The organism is Actinobaculum suis, from assembly GCF_900618115.1.
GTDB classification, from domain to species: domain Bacteria; phylum Actinomycetota; class Actinomycetes; order Actinomycetales; family Actinomycetaceae; genus Actinobaculum; species Actinobaculum suis.
Genome location: NZ_UYIO01000001.1, coordinates 1766605 through 1780274 on the forward strand (window position 1 = coordinate 1766605; position 13670 = coordinate 1780274).

Here is a 13670-nt window from a genome sequence, read left to right on the forward strand (position 1 = left end):
TTTCTCGCTGTCAAGCCCCTCGGGCAGGAGAACTACTCCCAGCGCTCCCGCCGGCCGGCTATGCGTCCAATCCGGCCAAAGGCAAGGCCAGCTCCATCATCTGCGTAAAAGCAGTCTGCCGCTGCTCCGCCGTCGTCTCCTCCCCCGAAACCAAGGAATCAGAAACCGTAAACAACGCCAAGGCATCCACACCGGCTTCCGCCGCCGTGGCATACAGACCCGCGGTTTCCATCTCCGTGGAAAGCACACCCATGTGCGCCCACTTCTCACTCACCTGCGGATCAAAGTTGTAGAAAACATCAGAAGAAAGCACATTACCCACATGCACCGTCACTTCCGGACGCTTCTCCGCCTCTTTCATCAACGCCGAAAGCAGCTTCCACGAAGCCGTAGGCGCGTAAGTCCCCGGCAACTGGTACTGGTCCAAAAACGCGGAATTAGTAGAAGCACTCATTGCCACCACCACATCAAACATCCGCATATAGGGCTGCATCGCCCCGCACGAACCAATCCGAATCAGCCGCTTCGCCCCAAAATCATGAATCAACTCCCAGGCATACAAAGAAATCGAAGGAATCCCCATCCCCGACCCCATCACCGAGACCTCATGCCCCTGATACGTACCCGTAAAACCGAGCATGTTACGCACAGAATTAAACTGCACCACATCATCCAAGTAATTATCCGCCACAAACTTCGCCCGTAACGGATCCCCCGGGAGCAACACCGTCTGCGCAATCGGCGCCCCATTCGGATTAATATGCGGAGTTTCTTTCCTGGCCATCATATTCCTTTCTCTAACCCACCTTGCGAGCTGGGTACATGCCTTTCGGCTGGGTGTCTGCCTGCGGCCTGTCTTTGCCGTGCGGCCTGGCGATTGGCTATGTGCGTCATTTTTTACGGTTACCAACGGTTGCAATGCGTAAAATGCACTCATTGCGCCGCTTGCAGTATTGACTACTTGCGGCAAGTCTTTTTGATCGGCATTCGCCTCACGCTTCATAACCTTTTGCGAGCGTGTTTTCTGCGGGCAGCCGCGGTTAGATGATCTTGCCGAGCACGATCTTGCGCTCGGGCACCGGTGTGCCGGGATCTACTACGCTGCATGCCTGCTCCACGTGCGTTTGTGCGATAGCGAATTTTTCGGGCGTATCCGTGTGCAAAGTAAAGAGTTTTTGCCCTGCAGTAACCTCCTCCCCGATATTCACGTGAATCTCGACGCCGGCTCCCATTTGGACGGCGTCTTCCTTACGCGCTCGGCCGGCACCTAGTTGCCAGCTGGCGAGTCCAATATCGAGGGCGTCGAGGCGCGAAATGATTCCCGCGCGCGGCGCTTTCACCGTCAGAGTTTCGCGAGCTTGTGGAAGCGGCGCATCAGGGTCGCCGCCCTGGGCGCGGATCATTTGTTTCCAAGTGTCCATGGCGCGGCCATCGCGGAGCGCGGCTTGTGGATCGGCGTCGCGCACACCCGCAAGTTCTAACATTTCTTTCGCGAGGGTAACCGTAAGTTCGACGACGTCGGCCGGGCCGCCGCCCGCCAAGACTTCCACTGCCTCCGCAACTTCTAAAGCATTTCCAACCTTGTGCCCGAGTGGAGTGGACATGTCCGTGAGGAAAGCCCGGGTCTGCCTGCCAGCGCGATTGCCCATTTGCACCATGGTTTCCGCAAGTTTGCGGGCATTATCCAGGTCCTTCATGAAAGCACCGCTACCGACCTTCACATCCAAGACCAGGGCGGCAGTACCTTCCGCGAGCTTCTTCGACATGATCGAAGAAGCAATAAGCGGGATACTATCGACTGTTGCCGTAATATCCCGCAGCGCATAAATCTTCTTATCCGCAGGTGCTAACTCCGCACTTGCGGCGGCTATCATGCATCCCACCGATTCCAGGATCTCAATTACTCGGTTTGGAGAGACATCGGCCTGCCAGCCCGGAATTGATTCGAGCTTATCTAGAGTGCCGCCGGTGTGCCCGAGCCCGCGCCCGGAAAGCATGGGCACTGCTACCCCGAAGCTAGCGACCAGCGGAGCTAGCGGAAGGCTAATCTTATCGCCCACCCCACCCGTGGAATGCTTATCGACCGTGGTGCGGGAAATATTGGAAAAGTCCATTATTTCCCCGGAATCAACCATGGCTTGCGTCCAGTTCTGGATCTCTTCCGGGTTCATACCCTGGAAGAAAATTGCCATGGCGAGCGCCGCCATTTGCTCATCGCCCATGTCCCCGTGCGTATATGCGTCGATCACCCATGCGATCTGGGCGGGGCTAAGTTCGCCGCCATCCCGTTTCTGCCGAATAATATCGACGGCGGCAAAACTTTGGGGACTCTGGGCTCGGGAATCAGCGTGCAGGTTTTCAGCCATTTGACTCTTTTCCTCTCCGCGCCTCATTGCGCAGGTTGTGCCGCGCGCAACGGCGTGGTTTTCCCTCTCGGAATACACGGAAAAGGCGAATGGGCGGTTTGCGAACACCGTTCGCCGGGCGGCCCTAAAACGGTTCTTGGCACTCGAGAAAGCACACGTACATTCTACGCGCACCCCGGGGGCTCAACCGAACGGTGAGCACGTAGAGGTATATCTCTATACATGGTTCGTGCGAACTGTGAGCTAAACTCGCCGTTCCCCGTAATCCTTGCTTTTATGGTATTTCAGAGCATATCAATTGTCAAAACCAATCCTTGCAAACGTTCCCACCTTGGCTTTTACCAATTCCGCGGTTTGTGTTCGTACTAAATCCGGGGTTTGCGCTTCCTACCAATTCCGCGGTTTGCGCCTCCCACCAATTCCGCAACTTGCGTTCCCACTAATTCCGCGGTTTGCGCTTCCTACCAATTCCGCAACTTGCGTTCCCACTAATTCCGCGGTTTGCGTTACTACCAATTCCGCGGTTTGTGCGCGCGAACTTTTGAATGGCCGGCAACGCGACATGTTTCGAAACTCTCGTGGCGTGAAATGTTCGATTTCAAACTGCGTTTAAAAGTCGCGAAATTTTGCCTGTCTTTCTAGCTTTCGGCGAGTAATGTTTTCCTTGCCGTACCTGCGGGAAGGCGCGGAAACCCATTCGTATCTTTCACGCTGGCGGTTTGGCGGGGCACGGCCGCATGTTTCCACGCTCCTGCCTCGCTATCGCTCTATCCACAACCGCCTAACCGCGGTTCCACTCGACGACGAGTAGGGAGATATCTTGGTACCAAGCTATTGTGTGAAAGATTTAGTGCAGAGCGGTCCTTTGCTCTTGGGCATGATTCTGCTTGCGGTAGTTCTCATTGCTGTTGGTCTCGCAGTGCGGGGGCGACGCCGAACGGCAGTGGCCGCGAGCGCAGCCTGCCTGCTGGCATTACTCCCCTTCACCGGGCCAGATGCGAATGCCAGTGCCAACGCACCACAACGCGATTGCCCGGCCGGCTACCACTATGACGCTTCCAAAGCGCATAAAGCAGCTGGTAAGGCGCCGGCCAGCAAGCCCGCTGGACCGGCCAAAAGTCAGCCGGCAGCCGCCCCTGGAACAGGCGCTAAGGCGCCCAACAACGGGCCGGTGGCCGGCGGCGGGGAAACTGGTGGCCAAACCGATGTGCAAGCGGGCGCGCAAACTGACAACCCTGCTGGTAAGCCAGTAGGTGGCCAAACTGGGAAGGAAGGTGATTCCCCACAACAGCCCGGCGCTAATCCGGCTCCTGCCACGCCGGTCGATCGGCCTGCCGCAGATGAATCGTGGATGTCCGTACCCCGTACGTACACTCTGCAAGCGGATGGCTCGTCCGGGAAGACCCTCGCCGGGGACGAAATCCTCAACTGGGACATTATGAAGAAAACCGTCCGCGCCTACTATGGGGCCGGTGCGGACGGCGTCGCCAATAAAACTTCCTCCCCGTATATTTCCGAAATGACGGCACTGACCGCGCAAAAGACACCGGAAATTGCGGCCGCGTGCAAGGCTGCGGTTAATGCGGGCGAGCGTCCCGCCGTCGTACTCGATACCGACGATACGACGCTGTGGACGTACGACATGGAAGATTCTTACATGCACTTCTTCTTCAGCCAGGCTAAACAGGATGCATATTTTGCGGAACATATGCTTCCGGCTACGCCCGGCATGGTGCAGTTGGTGCAGGAAGTGCGCGCTTCCGGGTGTGAGATTATTGGGCTGACGGGGCGTAAGGATAACGAAAAAGCGCATACGTTGGAGAATTTACGGGTTGCTGGCTACGTTGATGCAGCGGGTAATCCTCTGTTCACGCCTGATTTGTTCTTCACCAAGTTTGTTGCGGGAGCGCCCCTGCCAGACTATTTGGTGGCGCAAGGCCGGTGCGATACCAAGGCCGGAAAGTGTACGACGGTCCAATACAAGGCGGGCACCCGCGAATATTTGCGCGATGAGCGTGGATATAGGATCGTGGCCAATATTGGCGATCAATGGTCGGATTTGCAAGGCGGCCGGGCAGACAGTTGGATCAAATTGCCCAACCCTTCCTACTACTTGCCTAGCCCCAACCTCGATGCCGAAAGTAAGGCGCACGACGACGCCGCCGGCATGGACCCGGCAACCGTGACCTACACGGTAGCTGCCGACGGTTCCACCGGGAAAGCGGCGGGGGTACGCGGCGACAGCATTCCGAACGTGGACGTGGTCAAGGCGACGATTCGGCAATACTATGCTGCGCACCGCGATGACACCGGAAAGATGGTGGCTAACCGGGAAGATTCTCCTTACATTCGGGAAACGAAGGCAAAGCATGCTGCGGCCGCACAGGACGTGCGGGGCAAGTGTGCGGCGGCTGCCGCGCGTGGGGAAAAGCCGGCAATTGTGCTCGATATGGACGATACGGCCCTGTGGATGTATGACATGGAAGAAGCCATGGAATTCAATTTCTCCCCGGCTTTCCAGGAGCAATACCTGAAAACTGACTATCATTCCATGCCGGCCGTGCCCGGAATGGTTGACGTTGTGCAAGAAGCACGCGCGGGCGGGTGCGATTTCATTGGGCTTACCGGGCGCAGTGAAGATTACCGGGATGTTACGTTGCGCAATCTTAGCGAGGCCGGTTATCCGGCTCCTACCCAGCTTTTCCTGAAAGCCTCCTCGAAGCGGGAAAAGCTCCCCAGCTACGTGAGTTGCGAAAAGGAAAAGTGCACGACGGTTGAGTTCAAGAGCTCCACGCGGCGGCATTTGGAAAACGATCTGGGCTACCGGATCGTGGCGAACTTCGGCGATCAGTACTCTGATTTGCGCGGCGGCTATGCCGATAATACTTATAAGATCCCGAACCCTACGTATTATTTGCCGTAAGGGCAATGTAAGGGCAATGTAAGGGCAAAACCTATATATCGCAAGGGAAAACGTAAGGGGGAAACGGTAAAAGACTAAAACCGTCAAAGAATAAAAGGGATTTGGCTAGCTGGGTTTTAATCCCGGCAGGAAATAACACTGGTCCGTGGCTACCCCGAAAGGTAGTCACGGACCAGTGTCATATTCAAGGCCGGCTAGATCGTTTTGTTTAGATTCGGGCCACGTGGGCCACGATGCCTTTCTCTGCGTCCCCGCCTGCCACGCTCGCTTCTACCGAGAGCGTTTCGTGCTTGATCATGTCCAAATGTGTTTCCACATCTGCCACATGCTCTTCGGGCACTTCCAGGCGCAAACGAATCCGATCAGAAACCTCGAAATCAGCTGCCTTGCGGGCATCTTGCACCGCCCGCACTACATCACGGGCATAGCCTTCTGCCAAGAGCTCGGCGTCCAATTCGGTATCGAGCGACACGAAGGATCCCGAAGGCAATGCGGCTGCCACCGTTCCTTCTTCCGCTTCTACCCGGACGGTCACCGTGAACTGGCCGGGCGCAAGTTGCACATCCTGGCCATCTAGATGCAAGACGGCTACGCCGTCGTCGCCTAGATCCCAGGCGCCTTCCCGCGCTGCCTTAAACAGCTGACTGGTAAGTTTGCGCGTATCTTGATCCAGTTCGCGCGGTAGAACCGCGAGTTCCTGCACGATCTGCATCCCTGAATGCTCGGCGTCCTTGAGTTCGACCTCCTTGACGTTCACCTCCGCTGCGATGAGATCCGTGAAGGGTGCCAGGGGCTTAGCCGTCACAATCGTCATCCGGCGCAAAGGTTGACGTACCCGCAGGGAATGGGTCTTGCGCAAAGAATGGGCGGCAGAAACAACTTCCCGCACCTCATCCATGGCTGTGCGCAAAGATTCGTCCGCCCACGCCTCCGGCAGTTCGGGCCAATCTTCCAGATGGACCGAACGTCCGCCCGTCAGGCCCTTCCAGATTTCCTCCGTAACCAGCGGGGCAAGCGGCGCCATAACGCGCATGAGTACCTCTAGCGCGGTGTACAGCGTATCGAAAGCGGCTTCGTCTTCATTCCAGAACCGGTCGCGTGTGGTCCGTACATACCAATTGGTTAGCAAATCCAGGAAGGCTTCCACTGCCTCGCAAGCATCCGTAATCGCATAATCATCAAGATTAGTACGTACGGTATCAGCCAGATTCTTTACCGAGGCCAACAGGTAGCGGTCCATGACGTCGAGTCGGTCCAGATCATCGGCACCAACCGCGCGAGCCCGGTACCCTTCCCCGCCGTTACACGCATTTGCGTATAGGGAGAAGAAATACCAGGAGTTCCACACGGGGAGCAGGACGGTGCGCACGGTATCGCGCAGGCCTTTCTCGGTGACCACAAGATTGCCGCCGCGCACCACTGCTGAACTCATGAGGAACCAGCGCATTGCATCCGCGCCTACCTCGTCAAACATTTCGTACACGTCCGGATAATTGCGCAAAGACTTCGACATCTTCTGCCCGTCCGAACCGAGCACGATCCCGTGCGAAATACAGGTCCGGAAGGCTGGGCGGTCAAAGAGCGCGGTGGCCAGCACGTGCATGGTGTAGAACCAGCCGCGAGTCTGCCCAATATATTCGGTAATGAAATCCCCCGGATAGTGATCTTCAAACCACTCTTTATTCTCGAAGGGATAGTGCACCTGGGCGTAGGGCATGGAGCCGGATTCAAACCAGCAATCCAGCACGTCAGGGATACGCCGCATGGTCGACTTACCGGTCGGGTCATCCGGATTTGGGCGGGTTAGTTCATCCACATACGGGCGATGCAGATCCACTTCCCCCTTCTCATTGCGCGGCAACCTACCAAAATTGCGTTCCAATTCCGCGAAGGAACCGTATACGTCGGTGCGCGGATAATTCGGATCATCGCTACGCCACACCGGGATCGGGCTACCCCAATACCGATTCCGCGAAATCGACCAGTCACGCGCGCCAGCCAACCAGTTACCGAAAATCCCGTCCTTAATGTGGCTCGGGGTCCAATCGATCTGCTGGTTGAGCTCCACCATCCGATCCCGGAAAGCCGTGACCTTAACAAACCAGGACGAAACCGCCTTGTAAATCAGGGGTTTGCGGCAACGCCAGCAGTGCGGGTAAGAGTGCACGTATTTCTTCACCTGGATGAGGACGGAGCGGTCGTGCGGCTCGCGCCGTCCCAGCGGCCCACTTTCGGGATTGGCCAGATCGTGAATCACCAGCTTATTGGCATCAAATACCTGTTTACCTTGGTAGTCGGAAACTTCCGCGGTGAACCGGCCACCTTCATCAACGGGCACGACGGCGCGAATACCCGCCTCGTTACACACGTTCATATCGTCTTCACCAAAGGCCGGGGCAATATGGACCAGCCCGGTACCATCTTCGGTAGTGACGAAATCGCCAGCGATTACGTGGTAGGCCTGCGGGCCGGGCGCCTCATCTGCGGGCCGGTCCAGGAAGTAGTCGAAGATCGGCGCATAGGAACGACCCACCAAATCGGCTCCGGTAAGGCGTTCCACAATTTCTGGATCTTCGCCGAGCTCGGCGCTATATGCTTCGAGCCGGGCGGCGGCAAGCACGAACTTTTCGCCGGCCCAATCTCCTTCGCGGGGGCGTACCACCACGTATTCGATATTCGGCCCCACGGCGATCGCCAAGTTGGACGGAAGCGTCCACGGCGTCGTGGTCCAGATCAGCGCGAGCTCACCGGTTTCGAGACGCAACCCCACGGTGACGGTGAGATCTTCACGGTCTTGGTAGACGTCGTCATCCATGCGTAGTTCATGGTTTGAAAGCGGTGTTTCATCGTGCCAGCAGTAGGGCAAAACCCGGTATCCGTCGTAGGCCAGGCCCTTGTCATACAAGGTCTTAAACGCCCACATTACGGATTCCATATACGGGGTATCAAGCGTCTTGTAGTCGTTTTCAAAATCGACCCAACGGGCTTGCCGCGTAACGTAGTCTTCCCATTCCTGGGTGTAACGCAAAACGGACGTGCGGCACTCGGCGTTGAACTTCGCGATGCCCATATCGTGGATTTCATCGGTGGTTTCGATGCCGAGCTGGCGCATAGCTTCTAACTCGGCAGGAAGCCCGTGGGTGTCCCAGCCGAAACGGCGTTCTACATGCCGGCCTTCCATCGTTTTGAAGCGGGCCACCACGTCTTTAATGTAACCGGTGAGTAGATGCCCGTAGTGCGGCAACCCGTTTGCGAAAGGCGGGCCATCATAAAATACGAATTCATTCGAACCGTGGTCCCCAGAAGGACGCTGGTCTACTGACGCTCGGAAAGTTTTATCTTCTTTCCAGAACGCGAGAGTCTGCTCCTCCAGTTCGGGGAAATTCGGGCTGGCTTTAACGCCGCCTTCGCGGTGAAGCGGGTACTTCACGTGCTTCTCCTCAACTCGCTCATCAATACTGTTGAGGACGAGCCCGGTTTCCCGGCACCCGCGGTACCACCTCTTTTGCGTAACGCCAGCCGCTACCAACTATGCGTACGCCGCTTATTTGGGGCGATAACGGGCCCTTCCGTTCCGGGTCTAATAAGAACGACGGCGCCCGGTTCGCGATTCGTGCACACAAGAACAGCGAAGGAGGACCGTACAATTCCGTTCTTCCAGAAAGCTCGCCGGTGATACCTGCAATTCGCTCCGCAAGCAACCGCGTGGGAACGGATCGACAGCCGGGTCAAAGCCAACGCCGCTTATTGTACCGCGCGATGGGAGTAATGCACATTGACGTCCGCCACGCTCCCCCGGCACGACTAAATCCGCGATTTGTGTACGGGTACGAATTCTTCAGGTGCGGAAAACCCAGCGCGAACTAATTCCGCGGTTTGCGTCGCCACTAATTCCGCGGTTTGTGCGCGCGAACTAATTCCGCGATTTAGGTCGCCACCAATTCCGCGATTCTTGCGGTACAAGCACGGCCCGGATGCGTAGATAATGGCAATACTGTTCGCACAAACCGCGGAATTGGTGCCAAACGAGCTGAGGTTGCTACCAATTCCGCGATTTGTGCGGCGGCGTCGTACCCACAATTCTCAGCGCCGTACCCGCAACAAAGAATAAATTGTACGCCGTTACATGCTTCGGTCTTTATCTATGGAAGCTTGGGCGCCGGCCACGATAGCCGCCCCAAAACCGCGCTGTTCGAGCTCCACTACCCCGGCCACGGTGGTCCCTCCGGGCGATTGCACCAGATCAGCAAGATCGGCCGCAGACAGATCGGACTCCAGTGCCATTCGCGCCGCCCCCAGCATCGCCTGCGCAGCTATCCGGCTCGAAAGTTGCTTGGACAGGCCATTTTTTACCCCCGCCCGGGCAAGGGCGTCAATAAAGGTAAAAACGTAGGCGGGTGAACAACCCGCGAGCGCGGAAAAGACCCCAAAATGGTCTTCGTCAATATCTTCAACTTGACCCACCGCCGCAAAAATCTCGCGTACCTGGGCGAGCTGCGTATCGCTCACAAATTCGTTGCGCGCAATTCCCGTCATCGACTCTCCGACTGCCGCGCACACATTTGGCATGGTCCGCACTATCGCTTGTCCGGCTTCCAGATGCGAGGCCAAGAATCCCAGATCCCGCCCAGCTGCGACCGAAACAATTACACTTTGTTGCCGGCTTGCTTCCGCCCGGATTTCTTCTAAAACCGCGCCAATAATCTGCGGCTTTACGGCAAGAACGATAATTGCGCCGCACCCGGCTTGCGCCACTAATTCCGCGTTAGAAGCGGCAACGTTCACCCCGGTTTCCGCTGCGAACGTACGCGCGTGCGCGGGCTTGCCGGCGGCGACGACGAGGCGCTGTGGATCCGTGCCCGCCGCGATAAGGCCACGGGCCAAAGCCCCACCAAGATTGCCAATTCCGATAAAACCAATCATGGCTACTCTTTCCGTGATTTCTGCGAAAACTCTTCCCGTCAACCTTACTGGGAGTGGCGGCTTAGCTCAGGGTTTGGCCCGCAGCCGGATTTTGGCGACGCGGGGCCCCGCTGCTAAGAACGCGGCCCTGCTGCTAAAAACTTGCCGAAACCGCGGAATTAGCAGGAACACACAAACCTCGGAATTAGTAGGAACGCACAAACTGCGTAACCAGCGGCAACACAGAAACCCCAGAATTAGTAGGAACGCACAAACCGCGGAATTGGAGCCAATACAAACCGCGGAATTGGTAAAAACCCGCCAGGCCGTCATACTTACCACACCCACGGCGTGCCGCCGCGCCAGCGTGACAGAATGAGCCCATGACTAAATTCACCCAACCGTCCGTACTCCTCGATCACACGGAGGTACCGGACCGCGCGAATCTCGAAGGCCTCGAACAAAAATGGGGTAAGGCCTGGGATGAGAACGAAACTTATAAGTTCGACCGGAGCGCCGAGCGCGCCGACGTCTACTCGATTGATACCCCGCCGCCCACCGTTTCCGGCAGCCTCCACATCGGGCACGTGTTTTCTTACACGCATACCGATACGATGGCCCGCTACCAGCGGATGCGTGGCAAGGCCGTGTTCTACCCGATGGGCTGGGACGATAACGGATTGCCTACCGAGCGGCGGGTGCAGAACTACTACGGCGTCCGGTGCGATCCGACCCTTCCTTATGATCCTGATTTCACGCCCCCGCACGAAGGCGGCGACGGCAAATCAATTAAGTACCGCGATCAGGTACCGGTTTCGCGGCGTAACTTCATCGAACTGTGCTGGAAACTTACCGCTGACGACGAAAAGCAATTCGAGACACTGTGGCGTTACCTCGGCCTCTCCATCGATTGGGAACAGCATTATCAGACAATCGGTAATAAGGCCCAAAAGGTAGCCCAAACCGCGTTCTTGCGTAACCTTGCGCGCGGCGAGGCCTACCAGGCGGCAGCGCCTGGCTTATGGGATGTTACTTTCCAAACCGCGGTCGCGCAGGCAGAGTTGGAGGCCCGGGAGTACGACGGCGCCTACCACACGCTCCTCTTCCACGGGGAAAGTGAAGATGTAGCAATTGAAACGACGCGTCCAGAACTGCTTCCGGCTTGCGTGTCGCTCATCGCCCACCCGGATGATGAACGTTATCAACACCTGTTTGGCACCACCGTGAAGACCCCGATCTTCGGCATGGAAGTGCCCGTCCTTGCCCACCGCGATGCGGAAATGGATAAGGGCGCCGGCATTGCGATGTGCTGTACTTTCGGCGACGTCACCGACGTAACCTGGTGGCGTGAGCTAGACCTACCTACCCGTGCCATCCTCGGCAAGGACGGCCGTATTATTCGCGATACCCCCGAGTGGATTACCGATGCGCATGGTCGCGAGGTTTACGCAAATATAGCCGGAAAGACCACTTTCTCCGCCCGCCAGATCGTAGTGGAAGCCGCGCAGGCCAGCGGCGAAATGCAAGGTGAACCAAAGCCCACCAAGCGTATGACGAACTTCTTCGAAAAGGGCGATAAGCCGCTCGAAATCGTCACTTCACGCCAGTGGTACATCCGCAACGGCGGCCGCTCCTACGTGGAAAGCAATGGCAAGGAACTGCGCGAAAATATGCTTGCCGCAGGCAAAAAGCTGCAGTTCCACCCGGAGTTTATGTCCGTGCGCTACCAAAACTGGGTGGAGGGCCTGAACACTGACTGGCTAATTTCCCGCCAGCGTTTCTTCGGCGTACCGATCCCGGTTTGGTACCGGATCTCCGAAAATGGCGAAACCCTTTATGACGAGGTTTTGGTGCCGGATGAGGCCGTTTTGCCGATTGATCCCACGGTGGACGTGCCAGCTGGTTATACCGCGGAACAGCGCGGGAAGCCGGGCGGCTTTGCGGCCGAAGTGGACATTATGGACACGTGGGCCACTTCCTCACTTACCGCGCAGATCGCCTCCGGGTGGCTTACCGACGAAGAACTGTTCAATAAGGTGTATCCGATGGATGTTCGCCCGCAGGGGCAGGACATTATCCGCACCTGGCTGTTCTCCTCGATGGTGCGCGCGCATCTTGAATTTGGGGAAAACCCGTGGGAGCACGCCGCGATTTCTGGGTGGATCCTGGACCCCGATCACAAGAAGATGTCGAAGTCAAAGGGTAACGTGGTTACCCCGATGGCTTTGCTCGAAAAGTACGGGGCTGACGCGGTGCGTTACTGGGCCGCCGCTGCGCGTTTGGGAACCGACGCCGCTTATGACGAACAGCAAATGAAGGTGGGCCGCCGCCTGGCGCTGAAGGTGCTAAACGCTTCCAAGTTTGCTTTCGGCGTTTTTGGGCGTCCGGATAGCACCGGTCGCGGGCCGCAGATTGACCTCGATTTGTCTAAAGTTACGACGCCGCTCGACCGCGCTTTCCTGGCCAAGTTGGCAAATGTGGTGGATACGGCGACGACGGCTTTCGACGAATATGATCACGCGCGAGCGCTCGAAGTCACCGAATCCGCGTTCTGGGAGTTCTGCGACGACTACCTGGAGCTGGTAAAGGATCGAGCTTACGGCGAAGGCACGGGAGCAGAATCGGCACGCGTCACCCTCGGCATCGGCGTCGATACTTTCGTGCGTTTACTCGCGCCGTTCATCCCCTACGCCACCGAGGAAGTGTGGAGCTGGTATCGCACCGGTTCCGTGCACCGCGCTGATTGGCCAGTTTCCGAACCAATCCGCACGGCGGCCGCTGGGGGCGACGCCGATCTTCTGGCAATTGCCGGCGAGGCCCTGGCGGCCTTGCGCGGCTTGAAGACTGCCGCGAAGGTTTCGCAACGTACCACCTTTGAACATGCGGTGCTGATCTACAGTGACGCAGTGCCGGGCTTGGAGGACGCGCTCGAGCAGGTGCGCCCGGATCTGGTTGGGGCCGCGCATGTGCGCGGGGACCTCGTGTTCCAGGCGGGTCAGCTAGAAACATCGCAACTGGCAGCGGACGCCGAGGATTCTCGCCTCGATCCGCCACAGCCCAAGGAAAAGAAGAAAAAATAGCCTAGTGCTATGGCGAGGTTGTGGCTATTGGTTTCCCCTTGGAATTCTGCTTAGGACTTCCAAGCCTTTGCGTTCCTGTAAGGAAAACCAAGCAGGAAGCTGCGCCCAGGATTTCTGTTAGAGCTTCCGAACAGAATGTCGCGCTAGGGCTTTGTTACTGGGGTTTCCACGCAGGATGCTCCTACTAGGGGCTCCTATGGAGACTCCGCTGGGGAAACTCCCCGGAAGCTCCTAGGCTTTCGGACATCCGCCTAGACCTAGCTAATAACCGGGTCCGGTGCGGGAATTCAAATCCTCGAATTCCCGCACCGGACCCTTTCGTTCCCCTTTGGGTGGTTTGCACCAGCTGCACGCGTCACTACTAATTCCGCGATTATTTCCCCCTAATTCCTCGATTAC

6 protein-coding genes are annotated in these 13670 nt (G+C 57.4%); 2 read left to right on the forward strand and 4 right to left on the reverse strand.

Going from position 1 to position 13670, the window contains the following annotated elements; genetic code table 11:
* Window positions 1–58: 58 nt before the first annotated feature.
* Window positions 59–787 (reverse strand): purine-nucleoside phosphorylase, encoded by a 729-nt coding sequence (deoD, locus tag H8274_RS07210; RefSeq protein ID WP_065414641.1) that lies wholly within the window; start codon window positions 785–787, stop codon window positions 59–61.
* A 253-nt stretch (window positions 788–1040) separates the two neighbouring features.
* Complete coding sequence (locus tag H8274_RS07215; RefSeq protein WP_065414643.1) at window positions 1041–2366, reverse strand: thymidine phosphorylase; 1326 nt, start codon at window positions 2364–2366, stop codon at window positions 1041–1043.
* Window positions 2367–3216: 850 nt separating this feature from the next.
* Here H8274_RS07215 and H8274_RS07220 point away from each other — a divergent pair.
* Window positions 3217–5289: an HAD family acid phosphatase gene (locus tag H8274_RS07220; RefSeq protein WP_185934185.1), complete on the forward strand. Its 2073-nt coding sequence runs from the start codon at window positions 3217–3219 to the stop codon at window positions 5287–5289.
* A 208-nt stretch (window positions 5290–5497) separates the two neighbouring features.
* On the opposite strand, the gene ileS is transcribed toward H8274_RS07220, so the two are convergent.
* Together ileS and proC are read right to left on the reverse strand one after the other, a co-directional pair.
* Entirely contained in the window at window positions 5498–8719 is a 3222-nt protein-coding gene (ileS, locus tag H8274_RS07225; protein WP_244924566.1) for an isoleucine--tRNA ligase, read from the reverse strand.
* Window positions 8720–9411: 692 nt separating this feature from the next.
* The gene (proC, locus tag H8274_RS07230) at window positions 9412–10254 is read right to left on the reverse strand and encodes a pyrroline-5-carboxylate reductase (RefSeq protein ID WP_244924567.1); all 843 of its coding nucleotides are present in this window, start codon (window positions 10252–10254) and stop codon (window positions 9412–9414) included.
* Window positions 10255–10574: 320 nt separating this feature from the next.
* Between proC and valS the strand changes: the two genes are divergently transcribed.
* Window positions 10575–13271, forward strand: a complete 2697-nt coding sequence (gene valS / locus H8274_RS07235) for a valine--tRNA ligase (protein WP_185934186.1) — start codon at window positions 10575–10577, stop codon at window positions 13269–13271.
* The last annotated feature ends 399 nt before the right edge of the window (window positions 13272–13670 follow it).